This window comes from Streptomyces sp. NPDC127108 (assembly GCF_042677545.1).
Lineage (GTDB): Bacteria > Actinomycetota > Actinomycetes > Streptomycetales > Streptomycetaceae > Streptomyces.
Genome location: NZ_JBHXTE010000024.1, coordinates 41,410 through 55,684 on the forward strand (window position 1 = coordinate 41,410; position 14,275 = coordinate 55,684).

The 14,275-nt window shown below is 74.0% G+C and carries 16 protein-coding genes; 12 read left to right on the forward strand and 4 right to left on the reverse strand.

Annotation, left to right across the window (positions count from 1 at the left end; translation table 11 throughout):
- Positions 1-10: 10 nt before the first annotated feature.
- Positions 11-964 (forward strand): DUF3048 domain-containing protein, encoded by a 954-nt coding sequence (locus ACFVHO_RS21370; protein WP_385716736.1) that lies wholly within the window; start codon positions 11-13, stop codon positions 962-964.
- On the opposite strand, the gene ACFVHO_RS21375 is transcribed toward ACFVHO_RS21370, so the two are convergent.
- A complete protein-coding gene (locus ACFVHO_RS21375; protein ID WP_385716738.1) occupies positions 951-1,415 on the reverse strand; it encodes a MarR family winged helix-turn-helix transcriptional regulator in 465 nt (154 codons plus the stop codon). The two genes, ACFVHO_RS21370 and ACFVHO_RS21375, sit on opposite strands and share 14 nt — an antisense overlap.
- A gap of 193 nt (positions 1,416-1,608) precedes the next feature.
- Between ACFVHO_RS21375 and ACFVHO_RS21380 the strand changes: the two genes are divergently transcribed.
- The 5 genes from ACFVHO_RS21380 to pcaB all read left to right on the forward strand — a co-directional run bounded on the left by ACFVHO_RS21380 (position 1,609) and on the right by pcaB (position 5,984).
- Positions 1,609-2,364, forward strand: a complete 756-nt coding sequence (locus tag ACFVHO_RS21380; RefSeq protein WP_385716741.1) for a CoA transferase subunit A — start codon at positions 1,609-1,611, stop codon at positions 2,362-2,364.
- Positions 2,364-3,095: a CoA transferase subunit B gene (locus tag ACFVHO_RS21385; protein ID WP_385716744.1), complete on the forward strand. Its 732-nt coding sequence runs from the start codon at positions 2,364-2,366 to the stop codon at positions 3,093-3,095. Before ACFVHO_RS21380 ends, ACFVHO_RS21385 begins: the two co-directional genes overlap by 1 nt.
- A complete protein-coding gene (pcaH, locus tag ACFVHO_RS21390; RefSeq protein WP_385716747.1) occupies positions 3,092-3,772 on the forward strand; it encodes a protocatechuate 3,4-dioxygenase subunit beta in 681 nt (226 codons plus the stop codon). Before ACFVHO_RS21385 ends, pcaH begins: the two co-directional genes overlap by 4 nt.
- A 77-nt stretch (positions 3,773-3,849) precedes the next feature.
- Complete coding sequence (gene pcaG, locus ACFVHO_RS21395) at positions 3,850-4,410, forward strand: protocatechuate 3,4-dioxygenase subunit alpha (protein ID WP_385716750.1); 561 nt, start codon at positions 3,850-3,852, stop codon at positions 4,408-4,410.
- A gap of 143 nt (positions 4,411-4,553) precedes the next feature.
- Positions 4,554-5,984, forward strand: coding sequence for a 3-carboxy-cis,cis-muconate cycloisomerase (gene pcaB / locus ACFVHO_RS21400; protein WP_385716951.1), 1,431 nt, complete (start codon positions 4,554-4,556; stop codon positions 5,982-5,984).
- 13 nt (positions 5,985-5,997) lie between these two features.
- Here the strand turns inward: pcaB and ACFVHO_RS21405 are convergent, their stop codons facing one another.
- Positions 5,998-6,378, reverse strand: coding sequence for a hypothetical protein (locus ACFVHO_RS21405; RefSeq protein WP_385716753.1), 381 nt, complete (start codon positions 6,376-6,378; stop codon positions 5,998-6,000).
- A 213-nt stretch (positions 6,379-6,591) separates the two neighbouring features.
- Here ACFVHO_RS21405 and ACFVHO_RS21410 point away from each other — a divergent pair, with 213 nt between their 5' ends.
- Together ACFVHO_RS21410 and ACFVHO_RS21415 are read left to right on the forward strand one after the other, a co-directional pair.
- The gene (locus ACFVHO_RS21410) at positions 6,592-6,957 is read left to right on the forward strand and encodes a hypothetical protein (protein ID WP_385716756.1); all 366 of its coding nucleotides are present in this window, start codon (positions 6,592-6,594) and stop codon (positions 6,955-6,957) included.
- A 118-nt stretch (positions 6,958-7,075) separates the two neighbouring features.
- The gene (locus ACFVHO_RS21415) at positions 7,076-8,578 is read left to right on the forward strand and encodes a SulP family inorganic anion transporter (RefSeq protein WP_385716759.1); all 1,503 of its coding nucleotides are present in this window, start codon (positions 7,076-7,078) and stop codon (positions 8,576-8,578) included.
- A 159-nt stretch (positions 8,579-8,737) separates the two neighbouring features.
- Here ACFVHO_RS21415 and ACFVHO_RS21420 read toward each other — a convergent pair whose 3' ends face one another.
- Both ACFVHO_RS21420 and ACFVHO_RS21425 read right to left on the reverse strand, forming a co-directional pair.
- On the reverse strand, positions 8,738-9,682 hold the full coding sequence (locus ACFVHO_RS21420) for an SDR family oxidoreductase (protein ID WP_385716762.1): 945 nt from the start codon (positions 9,680-9,682) through the stop codon (positions 8,738-8,740).
- Between the two features lie 67 nt (positions 9,683-9,749).
- A complete protein-coding gene (locus ACFVHO_RS21425) occupies positions 9,750-10,514 on the reverse strand; it encodes an SDR family oxidoreductase (protein ID WP_385716765.1) in 765 nt (254 codons plus the stop codon).
- 72 nt (positions 10,515-10,586) lie between these two features.
- On the opposite strand from ACFVHO_RS21425, the gene ACFVHO_RS21430 reads away from it, so the two are divergent.
- The 4 genes from ACFVHO_RS21430 (at position 10,587) to ACFVHO_RS21445 (ending at position 14,132) form a co-directional block, all read left to right on the forward strand.
- On the forward strand, positions 10,587-11,414 hold the full coding sequence (locus tag ACFVHO_RS21430; protein WP_385716768.1) for an enoyl-CoA hydratase family protein: 828 nt from the start codon (positions 10,587-10,589) through the stop codon (positions 11,412-11,414).
- Positions 11,411-12,277, forward strand: a complete 867-nt coding sequence (locus ACFVHO_RS21435; RefSeq protein ID WP_385716771.1) for a CoA transferase subunit A — start codon at positions 11,411-11,413, stop codon at positions 12,275-12,277. Before ACFVHO_RS21430 ends, ACFVHO_RS21435 begins: the two co-directional genes overlap by 4 nt.
- Positions 12,274-13,050: a CoA-transferase subunit beta gene (locus ACFVHO_RS21440; RefSeq protein WP_385716774.1), complete on the forward strand. Its 777-nt coding sequence runs from the start codon at positions 12,274-12,276 to the stop codon at positions 13,048-13,050. The genes ACFVHO_RS21435 and ACFVHO_RS21440 overlap by 4 nt, the downstream gene beginning before the upstream one ends.
- 68 nt (positions 13,051-13,118) lie before the next feature.
- The gene (locus tag ACFVHO_RS21445; protein WP_385716954.1) at positions 13,119-14,132 is read left to right on the forward strand and encodes an NAD(P)H-dependent flavin oxidoreductase; all 1,014 of its coding nucleotides are present in this window, start codon (positions 13,119-13,121) and stop codon (positions 14,130-14,132) included.
- The last annotated feature ends 143 nt before the right edge of the window (positions 14,133-14,275 follow it).

Here is a 14,275-nt window from a genome sequence, read left to right on the forward strand (position 1 = left end):
CATCCCCGGCATGACACGGCAAGCACAGGGGCGCGTGCGGGAGCGGGTACGGGTGGGGCGCGCGGCGACGGCGGTGGCGGTCGTCGCCGCGCTCGCCGCGGGCTGCACGTTCGAGCGGGACGACTCCAAGGGGTCCCGCTCCGGGGACGGCGGCCGCGTGCTCGCCGTGAAGATCGACAACGTGGGTCCGGCGCGCCCGCAGACGGGCCTGGACGCGGCGGACGTCGTGTACGTCGAGCAGGTGGAGGCGGGCCTGAGCCGGCTGATGGCGGTGTACGCGCGCAAGCTGCCGCCCGTCGTCGGCCCGGTGCGCAGTGCCCGCGAGACGGACCTGGAGCTGCTGCGCCAGTTCGACGATCCGGCGCTCGCCTTCTCCGGCGCGCAGTCCAAGCTGCTTCCGCTGATCGACCGGGCGCCGCTGCGCCCGCTGCCGCCGGGCAAGGCCCCCGGCCGTGCGTACCACCGCGGCGGCGGCAAGCCCGCCCCGCACAACCTCTATCTGCGGCCCGCCGCCCTCGGCGTCAGGACCGAGGCGCGCGGCCTGGAGAGCACCGGCTTCACGTTCGGCCCGCGCCCGGCGGGCGGCACGCCGGAGACGCGGCACACGGTCCGCTTCCCGTCGGCGCGCTTCGCCTTCACCTGGGTCGAGTACGAGGGGCGCTGGCACATCGCGATGGACGGCACCCCGGCCCGTACCTCCGCGGGCAAGGCGCTGACCGCGGCGACGGTGGTGGTCCAGCGCGTCGACATCCGCGACTCGCGCTTCCACGACCGCTCGGGCAACACCTCGCCGCTGACCGACTCCGTCGGCGAGGGCACGGCCCGGGTGCTGCGCGACGGCCGCTCCTACGAGGCGCGCTGGGAGCGCCGGACGGCGGACGACGGGACGGAGTTCACCACGCCCGGGGGCAAGCCGCTGCGGTTCGCGAAGGGGCCGGTGTGGGTGGTGTTCACGAAGGCGTGACGGTTTCGGCCAGCGGGTCGCGCAGGCGCTCCGCCGCGTCGGCGACCCGCTGGATCAGGCCGAGGAACAGCGTCCGTTCCTCGTCGGCCAGCGGCGCGAGGAGGACTTCGTTCATCCGGGCGGCGCGCACCGTGAGGCGGCGGTGGACGCGCTTGCCCTCGGCCGTGGGGCGCAGCAGGGCGCGGCGGCCGTCCTGCGGGTCGCGGACCTTGTCGAGCAGGTCCTTGCGGGTGAGCCTGGCGACGACGTCGGCGACGGTGGAGCGGTCCAGGCGCACCCGCTCGCCCACGCCGCGCTGGTCGAGTCCCGGTTCGGCGATCAGGGCGTTCAGGACCGCGAACTGCGGTGAGGTGATCTCCTCGGACACCATCGCGTTCCACAGCAGATGGTGCGCCTGCTGCAGGCGCCGGGCCAGGTGCCCCGGGTGGGTGCTCAGGTCCACCGCGGCCATGGCTGCTCCTCACACGCCGGAATGTTTTCGTCGGTGCACTGAACGATATCGCCAAGTCGAGTCGTCCGACGGCGTCTTGACGGCTCCAGGCAGCGGTGGCAGCGTGAGTCCGAGCCCTACAGAAATAGTCAGTGCGCTGATGAAATCTCAGTGTGCCGATGAAATCTCGGCGAGAGAGACGAGGTCGGCCCGGATGGACAAGGTGGTCGCTTCGGCCGCGGACGCGGTGGCCGACGTGGCGGACGGTGCGTCCCTCGCCGTCGGCGGGTTCGGCCTCAGCGGCGTGCCGACCGTGCTGATCGAGGCGCTGCACGCCCGCGGCGTCACGGGTCTGCACGTCGTCTCGAACAACTGCGGCGCCCTGGACACGGGGCTCGCCGTGCTCCTCGCGGCGGGCCGCATCGCGCGCGTCACGGGCTCGTACATCGGCGCCAACAAGGAGTTCGCGCGCCAGTACCTGGCCGGTGAGCTGGACGTCGAGCTGATCCCGCAGGGCACGCTCGCGGAGCGGCTGCGGGCCGGGGGCTCGGGCATCCCCGCGTTCTACACCCCGGCCGGGGTCGGCACGCAGGTCGCCGAGGGCGGCCTGCCGGTGCGGTACGACGGCCGGGGCGGGGTCGCGGTGGCGTCACCGCCGAAGGAGGTCCGGGAGTTCGACGGCGTCCCGTACGTCCTGGAGCACGCCATCCGCACCGACTTCGCGCTGGTACGGGCGGCGCGGGGCGACCGGCACGGGAACCTGGTGTTCGCCAGGGCGAGCCGGAACTTCAACCCCCTCGCCGCGATGGCCGGGCGGGTGACGGTCGCGGAGGTGGAGGAACTGGTGGAGCCCGGCGCGCTCGACCCGGACGCCGTGCACCTGCCGGGCGTCTTCGTCCGGCGGGTGGTGGAGCTGAGCCCGGCCGAGGCCGCCGCCAAGCGCGTCGAGAACCGGACGGTGAGCTCCTGATGCCCTGGACCCGTGAGCAGATGGCGGCACGCGCGGCACGCGAGCTGCGCGACGGCCAGTACGTGAACCTGGGCATCGGCCTGCCCACCCTCATCCCCAACCATCTCCCGCCCGGCGTGCGGGTGATGCTCCACTCCGAGAACGGGATCCTCGGCGTCGGTCCCTATCCGGCGCCCGACGCGGTGGACCCCGATCTGATTAACGCGAGCAAGGAGACGGTCACCGTCCTCCCGGGGGCCGCGTACTTCGACTCCGCGCTGTCGTTCGGGATGATCCGCGGCGGGCACATCGACGTGGCGGTGCTCGGCGCGATGCAGGTGTCCGCGCGCGGGGACCTCGCCAACTGGGCCGTGCCCGGCAGGCTGGTCACCGGCATCGGCGGCGCGATGGATCTCGTGCACGGTGCCCGCACGGTCATCGTGACGATGGCGCACACCGCCAAGGACGGCTCCCCGAAGGTCGTCGAGGAGTGCGACCTGCCGCTGACGGGCCGGGCCTGCGTGCACCGGATCATCACCGACCTCGCCGTCCTCGACGTCACCGAGGACGGCCTCGAACTCACCGAGTGCGCGCCGGGCGTCGACGTCGCGGAGGTCGTCGCGCGGACGGCGGCGGAGGTGCGGGTCCCCGGGACGCGCACCGACCGCCCGCGGCCTCCGGCCCCGCACGCGCCCGACCGGGCCGAGCCCGCGCACCCCGCACACCGCTCAGGGAGGAGCACCCGGACATGACCATCGCCCCCTCTCCCCCGCCCTACCGCAGCCTCGAACTCCGCACCCCGCACGGCCCGCCCGTCCCGGTCCGCGACCCCGAGGCCGTGGAACTGACCGGCCCCGTCTTCGGCGTCACCGACGTCACGGCGCTGGACGCCGATCTGACCCGGCAGCACAGGGGCGAGCCGATCGGGGAGCGGATCACGGTCACCGGACGGGTGACGGACCGTCAAGGTCGTCCGGTGCGCCGCCAGTTGGTCGAGCTGTGGCAGACCAACGCGGCCGGCAGGTACGCCCACCGGCGCGATCAGCACGCGGCGCCCCTCGACCCGAACTTCACCGGCTGCGGCCGCTGCCTCACCGACGACGACGGCACGTACACCTTCACCACGATCAGGCCCGGTGCCTACGCCTGGCGCAACCACGACAACGCCTGGCGCCCCGCCCACCTGCACTTCTCCTTCTTCGGCACGGCGTTCACGCAGCGCCTGGTGACGCAGATGTACTTCCCCGGCGACCCGCTCCTCGCCCTCGACCCGGTGCTGCACTCGGTCACCGACGAGGCGGCGCGGGCCCGGCTCGTGGCCGCGTACGACCATGACCTGTCGGTCCCCGAGTGGTCGCTCGGCTACCGCTGGGACGTCGTCCTGGACGGCCCGTCGGCGACGCTCTTCGAGGAGGGCGAGGCCCGGTGACGACGCAAGGACGGCGAGGTCCCGTGCCGACGCAGGGGCGGCGAGGCCCCGTGCCGACACAAGGGCGGCGGGGCCCGGTGGCGGCACCCCACGCTCCCACCCCCTCGCAGACCGTCGGCCCCTTCTTCGGCCACGCGCTGCCCGCCCCCGGCGGCCCCGAGATCGCACCCCTCGCCCACCCCGACACGATCACCCTCCACGGATACGTGTACGACGGCGCCGGGGAGCCCGTCCATGACGCCCTCCTCGAGATCTGGCAGCCCGCGCCGGACGGCTCCCGCGCGGGCGCGCCCGGCTCACTGCGCCGCGACCCCGTGACGGGCCGCCCGGCGGGCCGCGACGGCGTCACGTTCACGGGTTTCGGCCGCGTGCCCACGGACGCGGACGGCCACTGGGCGATCCACACCCTCCCGCCCGGCGGCGCCCCCTACCTGTCGGTCGCCCTCTTCGCCCGCGGCCTCCTGAACCACCTGTTCACCCGCGCGTACCTGCGCGACGAACCCGACGACGCCCTGCTCACGGCCTTGGCCGCGGACCGCCGCGCGACGCTTCTCGCCCGGGCGGAGCCGCACGGCATCTACCGCTTCGACATACACCTCCAAGGGGAGGGCGAGACGGTGTTCCTGGAGTTCGCGTGAGCGGTGGGGCGTACGAAGTGGGTGGTGCGGCACAGGACGTGAGTGGCACGGCGCACGAAGTGAGTGGCGTGGCGCAGGACGTGGGTGGCGAGGCGTACCAAGTGGGTGGTGCGACGCGGAACGTGAGTGGCGCGACGCACGACGTGAGTGGCGAGGCGCATGCTTCGGGGGACTGCCCCGCCCTCGACGTCGGCCTGCTGGCCCCGGGGCGCGCGGACTCGCCCGCGGAGCGCGCCACGAGCGACCGGGCCTTCCTCCAGGCCATGCTGGACGCGGAGGCGGCCCTGACGCGGGCGCAGGCGGCGGTGGGCACGGCACCGGCCGAGGCGGCGGCCGCGGTCACCGCTGCCGCCGACGCCGCCCGGTTCGACGCGCGCGCTCTCGCGGTGCGGGCCCGCGCGGGCGGCAACCCGGTGATCCCGCTGGTGGCGGACCTGACGGCGGCGGTGCCTCCGGAAGCGGCGGCGTACGCCCACCGGGGCGCGACCAGCCAGGACATCCTGGACACGGCGGCGATGCTGGTGGCCGCGCGGACGCTGGACCTGCTCCTGGTCGATCTCGCCTCCCTGGAAGGGGAGTTGGCCCGCCTCGCCCGGGCCCACCGGGACACGGTGATGGCGGGCCGCACGCTCACCCAGCACGCGGCGCCGACGACGTTCGGCCTGAAGGCGGCCGGGTGGCGGGCGCTGGCGCTGGACGCGCGGGACCGTGTGGTGCGGGTGCGCGGAGGGCTGCCGGTGCAGCTGGGCGGGGCGGTGGGCACGCTGGCGGTGGCCGGAGCGCACGGGGCCGACGACTCCCGGAACCCGGACCTGACACTCCGTCTGATCTTCGCCTATGCGGCCGAGTTGAACCTCACCGCACCCGACCTCCCCTGGCACACGCTCCGAACCCCTGTGGCGGACCTCGCCGCGGCGCTCGCCCTCACCGCCGGGGCGCTCGGCAAGCTCGCCGCCGACGTCCTCACCCTCTCCCGTACGGAGATCGGCGAACTCTCCGAAGGCGCGGCGGGCGGCTCCTCCGCGATGCCGCACAAGGCGAACCCGGTCCGCGCCACCCTGATCGCCGCCGCGGCCCACCGCGCCCCCGCGCTCGCGGCCACGCTGTACGCCTCGCTGCCCGCCGCCGACGAACGCCCGCCCGGGGCCTGGCACGCCGAGTGGGAGCCCCTGCGGGACCTCCTGCGCCTCGTCGGCGGCGCGGCCCGCGACGCGGTCGACCTGTGCACCCACCTCCAGGTCCACCCCCACGCGATGCGCGCCCACCTCGACCTCACGGCGGGCCTCCTCACCTCCGAACGCCTCGTCGTGGAACTGACCCCGCACCTGGGCCGCACCCACGCCACGGAACTGGTGTCCGCGGCGGCGAAAAAGGTCAGGGCGGGCGAGGGAACCCTGGCGGATGCGGTATCAGCAGAACTCAAGGCACTCCCACCCCACGCCCCCAAGCCCGACACCCCCACACCCCCCGCCCCCGACCTCACCGAACTCACCGAACTCACCGAACTCACCGACCCCACCCACTGGACGGGCTCCGCAGGCTCCCTCACCGACCGCGCGCTGAAACGCCGTTGAGCAAGCCGCGGCCTCAGCCGGACGCGACGCCGCGGAACTCTCGGAGCAGCTCACGCGCGGGCACGCTCGCCGGATCGAAGGGCTCGATCCCCTCCTGGTCGGCCGGGACTCCCGGCCCCCACAGTCGTACTCCATGGCACTCAAAGCAGAACGCCAGCCGGAAGAGCAGGTCGGTGGCGCTGTGGACACGGACTCCCCAGCCCGGGAAGAAGCAGCGGTGCAGCTCGCTGCCCCGCAGGTCGCCGATCAGCGCCAGGGCTCGGCTCGCCCGGGGGCCATCCCAGATGGCGACCTCGTCACCGGCCAAGTGCTCCGCACGGAGATGCGTCTCCGGAGCCGTGATGCGGACGACCTCGATCAGTTCGGCTTTCTCGTGGGTGAGGGGAAGCAGCATGGGCCCAGAGTCGCCGATCGCGTCACCGCGATCCAGCGCTTTCCGGGCCCCGGCACCCACCGCCATGTGTGCCCCGCGCACGTAGCCACCGTCCGTGACCAGGAGTGTCACGCACGTGAGAAGCAGCACACGTCACCGTCAAGTCACCCGGGTGACACATCCGTGCCTTAAGTTTCGAGATGATCGTGGAACTTCATGCACGGAGGTGAGCACGTGCTCCGACTCGGCGGACGCCCCTGGGTGTTCACCGCGCTCGCCGCCGTGCTGCTGGTCGTCCTCCAGTGCTTCGGGCCCGGCCCGGGCGGAGGTGCGGGCGAGGGGCTCGCCGTGGAGGCCAGGGAGACCGTCGTCTCCTCGGCCTGTGACGGTCCGGCGGGAGCCGGGGCCGCCACCGAGCACATGCGGGTCCGGGCCAGGCCGCACGCGTGCCCCGTGACCGACGGGCACGTGGCCGCCGCCGTCCAGGTGCCCTCGGACGCCCCCGCCGCGCGGCCGTCGCTGCCGCGCCTCGTCGCGTACGACGAGAGCAGACCCGCAGGCAGTGAACTGCCGTCCCTGTTGCAGGTCTTCCGCTGCTGATCGGTGCCACCGCACCGGCACCCGCGACCCCCACAACCGTCGCCGTGCCGGTCCGTACCGATCCCATGTCACACCGAGCACCTACACGCCCCCCGTGGCGCTCAGGAGTCATTCCCCCATGCAGCCCTTCCTTGACCGTTCCCTTCTCCGTGCCCGTTCGCTGTTAAAGGTCTCCGGAGACCGACGGCACGATCTCACCGCCTCCGTAGTGGTCTTCCTCGTCGCACTCCCCCTGTGCGTGGGTGTCGCCGTCGCGTCCGGCGTACCCGCCGAACTCGGCCTGATCACGGGCATCGTCGGAGGCATCGTCACCGGGCTCCTTCCCGGCAGCAGCCTCCAGGTCAGCGGCCCGGCCGCCGGCATGACCGTCCTCGTGTACGAGGCCGTGCAGGAGTTCGGGCTCCCCGCGCTCGGCGCACTCGTGCTCGCCGCCGGACTCCTCCAACTGGCCATGGGCGCACTGCGGCTCGGCCGGTTCTTCCGCGCGATATCCGTCGCCGTCGTCGAGGGCATGCTCGCCGGGATCGGGCTCGTCCTGATCGCCGGACAGCTGTACGCGATGGCGGACCAGAAGGCCCCCTCGAGCGGGCTCGCGAAGATCGGGGGTCTGCCGGAACTGATCACCGACACCGTAGGCTCCGGCCGCGCGCTCGCCGCGTTCGCACTCGGCTCAGGCACCGTCGCGGTGCTGCTGCTGTGGCGCAGGCTGCCGGGCGTGTTCCGCACGGTTCCCGCGCCGCTCGCCGCCGTCGCCCTGGCGACCGGTGTGTCGCTGCTGTTCTCGATGCCCGTCGCGACCGTCGAGGTGCAGGGCCTGATCGAGGCCGTGCAGCCGCCCGGCACCGGCGCCTTCGGTGAACTCCTCGGGATCGGCGCGATCGGGACGGTCCTCGCGTTCGCGCTGATCGCGTCCGCGGAGAGCCTGTTCAGCGCGGCCGCCGTGGACCGGCTGCACGACGGTCCGCGCACCGACTACGACAAGGAGCTGGTCGCGCAGGGAGCGGGCAACACGGTGTGCGGGCTCCTCGGCGCGCTCCCGATGACCGCGGTGATCGTCCGCAGCGCCGCCAACGTGCAGGCCGGTGCCCGTACGAAGGCCTCCCGCGTCCTGCACGGCGTGTGGCTGCTGCTGTTCGCGGCGCTGCTGCCCGCCGCGCTGGGCCTCATCCCGGTCGCCGCGCTCGCGGGCGTCCTGGTGCACGCGGGCTGCAAGCTGGTGCCCGTGCGGCAGTTGGGCGGGCTGTGGCGCGAGCACCGGGGCGAGGCGGTCGTGCTGGTGGTGACGGCCGTCGCGATCGTGTCGGTGAGCATGTTCGAGGGCGTGCTCATCGGCCTCGCGCTCGCGATCGTCAAGACGGCGTGGGAGACGTCCCACGTGCACGTCGAGGTCGTCGACAAGGGCGCGGGCCCCATCCGCGCCCACCTGTCGGGCAACGCCACCTTCCTGCGGCTGCCGAAGATCCTCGACGCCCTGGAGGCGCTCCCCCAGGACCGCCCGATCGAGCTGGACCTGACGGACCTGCGCCACCTCGACCACGCCTGCCGCACCTCCCTGGAGAACTGGGCGGCGCGGCACAGCGCGGAGGGCACGGAGCCGGTGCGGGTGGCTTCGGGGGTGTGAGTCCGGGCGGGCTGCCCCCGGGGCGGCGCCCCGGGCCGGTCCCGGCCTCCCGGGCCGGGGCCGGTCACCCGGGCCGGGGCCTGCCACCCGGGCGCGTGCCCCGCGGGGTCAGCCCGCACATGACGACGGCGCGCCTCGACGCCAGCTCGCCCCCGGGGGTCAGCGCGCCCCGTACACCGGCTGTGGCGTCTCGGCCCTGGAGAGCAGCTTCAGGGCCGCTTCGCCCGCCTCCGCGGCGCTCCAGCGGGCGCCCTTGTCGGCGCTGGGTCCTGGCCGCCAGCCCTCCATGACGGTGATGCGGCCCGCCTCGGCCTCGAAGACGCGGCCGGTGACCCCGGCGGCGGCGTCCGAGCCGAGCCAGACGACCAGCGGGGACACGTTCTCCGGGGCCATGGCGTCGAAACCGCCGTCCACGGGGGCGGCCATCGTCTCGGCGAACGTCTGCTCGGTCATCCGGGTCCGCGCGGCGGGCGCGATGGCGTTGACCCGCACTCCGTAGGCGGCGAGTTCCGCGGCGGCGACCAGGGTGAGCCCGAGGATCCCGGCCTTGGCGGCGCTGTAGCCGACCTGCCCGACGCTGCCCAACAGGCCCGCTCCGGAGGAGGTGTTGATGACACACGCGCGCGGTGCGCGCCCCGCCTTGGACTCGCTGCGCCAGTGCGCGGCCGCGTGCTTCAGGGGCAGGAAATGCCCCTTCAGGTGAACGCGTACGACGGCGTCCCAGTCGTCCTCGTCGAGGTTCACGAGCATCCGGTCGCGCAGGAAACCCGCGTTGTTCACGAGGGTGTCCAGGCGTCCGTACGTCTCCAGGGCGGCGCCGACGAGGGAGGACGCGCCGTCCGGGGTGGCGATGTCCCCGTGGTGCGCGACCGCCTCGCCACCCGCAGCGCGGATCTCCTCGACGACCCCGCGCGCGGGGTCCCCGGAGGAGCCGGAGCCGTCGAGGCCCGCCCCCAGGTCGTTGACGACGACCCGCGCGCCCTCGGCGGCGTACGCGCGTGCGTGCGCGCGGCCCAGTCCCCGCCCCGCGCCGGTGACGATCACGACGCGCCCCGCGCAGATGCCGTTCGTGGGCCCGGGGCCGGGCCCGGTGGCAGCGTTCATGCGGAACTCCCTCTCGTTGGCCATGCACCCTCGTCAGTGGCTCACGCTCGTCAGTGCTTCACGCTCGTCAGTGGTTCACGGAGGCCGCGTCGAGGAACGCGGGCCGCTCGCCGCCGCCGTGCAGGTGCAGCGCCGCACCGCTCACGTACCGGGCGGCGTCGGAGGCGAGGAAGACGCAGGCGTCCCCGACGTCGGCCGGGTCGGCGAGGCGGCCGAGGGGAACCGTGCGGCCGACCGCCGCGACGCCCTCCTCGTCGCCGTAGTGCAGGTGCGAGCTCTCGGTGCGGGTCAGGCCGAGGACGACCGTGTTCACGCGCACGTGCGGCGCCCACTCGACGGCCATGGTGCGCGCCAGGTTCTCCAGGCCCGCCTTGGCGGCGCCGTAGGCACCGGAGCCGGGTGAGGGGCGGGTGCCGCTGACGCTGCCGATCATCACGATGGTGCCGCCGGTCTCCTGACGGCGCATCACCTCGTACGCGGCGAGGGAGGCGTAGAGCGGCGACAGCAGGTTCAGCTCGACGATCTTCGTCTGGCGGGCCGCGGGCGTCTCGGCGAGCAGCCCGAACGGCGTGCCGCCCGCGTTGTTCACCAGGACGTCGATCCCGCCGTGGTCGGCCGCGACCCCGGCGAAGAAGTCGGTGGCCGCCGCGGCGTCGCGCACATCGAGGGGGCGGAACTCGGCGGCGATGCCCGCCACTTCGACGGGCGCGGCGGGCGGCCTGCGGGCGCAGATCACGACGCGCGCCCCGGCGGCCAGGAAGCGCCGGGCGATCCCGGCGCCGACGCCGCGGGTGCCGCCGGTGACCACGACCATCTGTCCCTTGTCAGTCATGGCTGCTACCTTTCGAAGGCAACTAACAAATGTTTGGTTGATGGCTCTGGTTGAAAGGTAGCGGATCCTCTGATGCCTGTCTCCACCTCGGCTCCGGACGGGGGCGTCGCTGTCGTCACCGTCGACTACGCACCGGTCAACGCCCTGCCGGTGCGGGGTTGGTACGACCTCGCGGACGCGCTGCGCGCCGCGGGCCGCGACCCCGGCGTGCGCTGCGTCGTGCTCGCCGCGGCGGGCCGGGGGTTCAACGCGGGCGTGGACATCAAGGAGATGCAGCGCGACCCGGGCCACGACACCCTGCTCGGCGCCAACCACGGGTGCTACGAGGCGTTCTCGGCGGTGTACGCCTGCGAGGTCCCGGTCGTCGCCGCCGTGCAGGGCTTCTGCCTGGGCGGCGGCATCGGCCTGGTGGGCAACGCGGACGCGATCGTGGCGAGCGACGACGCCACCTTCGGGCTGCCGGAGCTGGACCGCGGCGCGCTCGGCGCCGCGACGCATCTGGCCCGCCTGGTGCCCCAGCACCTGATGCGCGCGCTGTACTACACCTCGTGCACGGCGACCGCCGCCGAACTGCACGCCCACGGCTCGGTGTGGCGGGTGGTCCCGCGCGCGGAGCTGCACGCCGCGGCCCTGGAGCTGGCGCACGAGATCGCCCGCAAGGACGGCACGCTGCTGCGCCTGGCCAAGGCCGCGATCAACGGCATCGACCCGGTCGACGTGCACCGCAGCTACCGCTTCGAGCAGGGCTTCACCTTCGAGGCGAACCTGAGCGGCCTCGCCGACCGGATCCGCGCCGACTTCGGCGGCAGGCACGTCGACGGCCGGGGCAACGGCAGCGCGGGCCACGGCAGCAAGGGCGCGGACGACGACGTCCGCGGCGAGAAGGGGGGACGGCCATGAGCGGCAAGGTGATGACGCCCGACGCGATCGTGGGGCGCCTGGAGAGCGGCATGACGCTCGGCATCGGCGGCTGGGGCTCGCGCCGCAAGCCGATGGCGCTGGTGCGGGCGCTACTGCGCTCGGACGTCAGGGACCTGACGGTGGTGGCGTACGGCGGGCCCGATGTGGGCCTGCTGGCCGCGGCGGGCCGGATCCGCAAGCTGGTCACGGCGTTCGTGACGCTCGACTCGATCCCGCTGGAGCCGCACTTCCGCGCGGCCCGCGAGCGCGGCGCCTTCGAACTGATGGAGCTGGACGAGGCGATGTTCATGCAGGGCCTCACGGCGGGCGCCCAGCGGCTGCCGTTCCTGCCGGTCCGCGCGGGCCTCGGCTCGGACGTGCTGCGGGTCAACCCGTCGCTGCGGACGGTCACTTCGCCCTACGCGGACGGGGAGGAGCTCGTGGCGGTGCCCGCCCTGCGCATGGACGCCGCCCTGGTCCATCTGAACCGCGCGGACGCCCTCGGCAACGGCCAGTATCTGGGCCCCGATCCGTACTTCGACGATTTGTTCTGCGAGGCGGCCGACACGGCGTACGTGACGTGCGAGCGGATCGTCGAAACGGCCGAGCTGACCCGGGACGCGGCGCCGCAGACCCTGCTGGTCTCACGGCACGCGGTGACGGGTGTGGCCGAGACGCCCCGGGGCGCGCACTTCACATCGTGCGTGCCGGACTACGACCGCGACGAGGCGTTCCAGAAGGAGTACGCCACCGCGGCGCGCACCCCGGAGACCTGGGGGGACTTCAGCACCCGCTTCCTCGCCGGCACCGGCGAGGAGGACTATCACTCGGCCGTCGAGGCCTGGCACAAGGAGCAGCGATGACGGCGACGACCGGGGCCACGACGGCGACCCGCGCCGAGTACTGCGTGGTGGCCTGCGCCGAGGCCTGGCGCGGCGACGGCGAGGTGCTCGCCTCCCCCATGGGCGCCGTCCCGTCGATCGCGGCGCGCCTGGCGAAGCTGACGTTCGCGCCCGACCTGCTCCTCACGGACGGCGAGGCCCTCCTGATCGGGGACGTCCCGGCGGTCGGGGCGCGGTCCGCGGTGACGGAGGGATGGCTGCCGTACCGCCGCCATCTGACGATGGTGATGGGCGGCCGTCGGCACGTGATGATGGGCGCGAGCCAGATCGACCTCTTCGGCAACCAGAACATCAGCTGCGTCGGCGACTGGCGCCGCCCGGACCGCCAGCTCCTCGGCGTCCGCGGCGCCCCCGTGAACACCCTGAACAACCCGGTGAGTTACTGGATCCCCCGGCACTCCCCGCGCGTGTTCGTCGAGCGCGTCGACATGATCTGCGGGGTCGGGTACGACAGCGCCGCGGCGGCGGGCCCGTCGGCGACGCGCTTCCACGAGCTGCGCCGCGTGGTCTCGGACCTCGGCGTCTTCGACTTCGCGACACCGGACCGCTCGATGCGTGTCGTGAGCCTGCATCCCGGGGTGACCCCCGAGGAGGTCCGCGACGCCACGGGCTTCCCCCTCCCCCTGCCGGACGAGATCCCCCGCACGCGCACCCCGTCCCCCGCCGAACTCCGCCTGATCCGCGACGTGGTGGACCCGTCCCGCCTGCGCGAGCGGGAGGTGCGGGCCCGGTGACGGCACCCGGCCCGGTGACGGCCCTGACCCGGCTCACCGGGGTGCGGCATCCCCTCGTGCAGACCGGCATGGGGTGGGTGGCGGGCCCGCGCCTGGTGTCGGCGGTGGCGAACGCGGGCGCGCTCGGCGTCCTCGCGTCGGCGACGATGACGCCCGAACGGCTGCGGGCGGCGGTCCGTGAGGTCAAGTCCCGCACGGACGAGCCGTTCGGCGTGAACCTGCGGGCCGACGCGGGGGACGCCCGGGAGCGGGTGCGGATCATCGTCGAGGAGGGGGTCCGGGTGGCGTCGTTCGCCCTGGCCCCGTCGAAGGACCTGATGGCCGAGCTGAAGGACGGCGGCGTCGTGGTGATCCCGTCCGTCGGGGCGCGGCGGCACGCGGAGAAGGTCGCCGCGTGGGGCGCTGACGCGGTCCTCGTGCAGGGCGGCGAGGGCGGCGGCCACACCGGTGAGGTCGCCACGACCGTGCTCCTCCCCCAGGTCGTCGACGCCGTGGACATCCCGGTGATCGCCGCGGGCGGCTTCCACGACGGCCGGGGCCTGGTCGCGGCGCTGGCCTACGGAGCGGCGGGCGTCGCGATGGGGACACGGTTCCTCCTCACCGCCGAGTCGACGGTGCCGGACGCGGTGAAGGCCCGCTATCTCGCGGCGACGGTCAAGGACGTCACGGTCACCACGCGCGTGGACGGCCTCCCCCACCGCATGCTCCGCACGGACCTCGTGGCCGCCCTGGAGCGTGCGGGCCCGCTGCGCTCCCTGACCCGCGCCGTGCGCCACGCGGCGGCGTTCCGCCGTGTCTCCGGCACGACGTGGCCGGGCCTGGTCCGCGACGGCCTGGCGATGAAGCGCGGCAAGGACCTGACCTGGAGCCAGGTCCTCCTTGCGGCGAACACCCCCATGATGCTCAAGTCCGCCCTCGTGGACGGCGACCCGGAACGCGGCCTGATGGCGTCGGGCCAGGTGGCGGGCCTGCTCGGGGACGTACCGACGTGCGCGGAACTGGTGGCGAGGGTGATGCGGGAGGCGGAGGAGACGGTGCGGGGGCTGCGGCTCGGCTGGGTGGACGAGGCGGGGGCAGGGTGATCGGACGGCGGCGGGAGGTCCGCGGGACGCGCCCCCGTCTGGCGTCAACCGCCCACGCCCCCGCCTGCTTCGGCTCCGGGGAAGGGGATTCCAGCCCGTCCGGCGTTTGAGGACGAGGCCGTTCAGGCCGATACGGGGGTCCG

Bases quoted from the DNA above. Each gene is read 5' to 3' on its own strand.
- ACFVHO_RS21370 (WP_385716736.1), top strand. From the start codon at position 11: ATGACACGGCAAGCACAGGGGCGCGTGCGGGAGCGGGTACGGGTGGGG.
- ACFVHO_RS21375 (WP_385716738.1), bottom strand. From the start codon at position 1,415: ATGGCCGCGGTGGACCTGAGCACCCACCCGGGGCACCTGGCCCGGCGC.
- ACFVHO_RS21380 (WP_385716741.1), top strand. From the start codon at position 1,609: ATGGACAAGGTGGTCGCTTCGGCCGCGGACGCGGTGGCCGACGTGGCG.
- ACFVHO_RS21385 (WP_385716744.1), top strand. From the start codon at position 2,364: ATGCCCTGGACCCGTGAGCAGATGGCGGCACGCGCGGCACGCGAGCTG.
- pcaH (WP_385716747.1), top strand. From the start codon at position 3,092: ATGACCATCGCCCCCTCTCCCCCGCCCTACCGCAGCCTCGAACTCCGC.
- ACFVHO_RS21405 (WP_385716753.1), bottom strand. From the start codon at position 6,378: ATGCTGCTTCCCCTCACCCACGAGAAAGCCGAACTGATCGAGGTCGTC.
- ACFVHO_RS21415 (WP_385716759.1), top strand. From the start codon at position 7,076: ATGCAGCCCTTCCTTGACCGTTCCCTTCTCCGTGCCCGTTCGCTGTTA.
- ACFVHO_RS21420 (WP_385716762.1), bottom strand. From the start codon at position 9,682: ATGAACGCTGCCACCGGGCCCGGCCCCGGGCCCACGAACGGCATCTGC.
- ACFVHO_RS21425 (WP_385716765.1), bottom strand. From the start codon at position 10,514: ATGACTGACAAGGGACAGATGGTCGTGGTCACCGGCGGCACCCGCGGC.
- ACFVHO_RS21430 (WP_385716768.1), top strand. From the start codon at position 10,587: ATGCCTGTCTCCACCTCGGCTCCGGACGGGGGCGTCGCTGTCGTCACC.
- ACFVHO_RS21435 (WP_385716771.1), top strand. From the start codon at position 11,411: ATGAGCGGCAAGGTGATGACGCCCGACGCGATCGTGGGGCGCCTGGAG.
- ACFVHO_RS21440 (WP_385716774.1), top strand. From the start codon at position 12,274: ATGACGGCGACGACCGGGGCCACGACGGCGACCCGCGCCGAGTACTGC.
- ACFVHO_RS21445 (WP_385716954.1), top strand. From the start codon at position 13,119: ATGGGGTGGGTGGCGGGCCCGCGCCTGGTGTCGGCGGTGGCGAACGCG.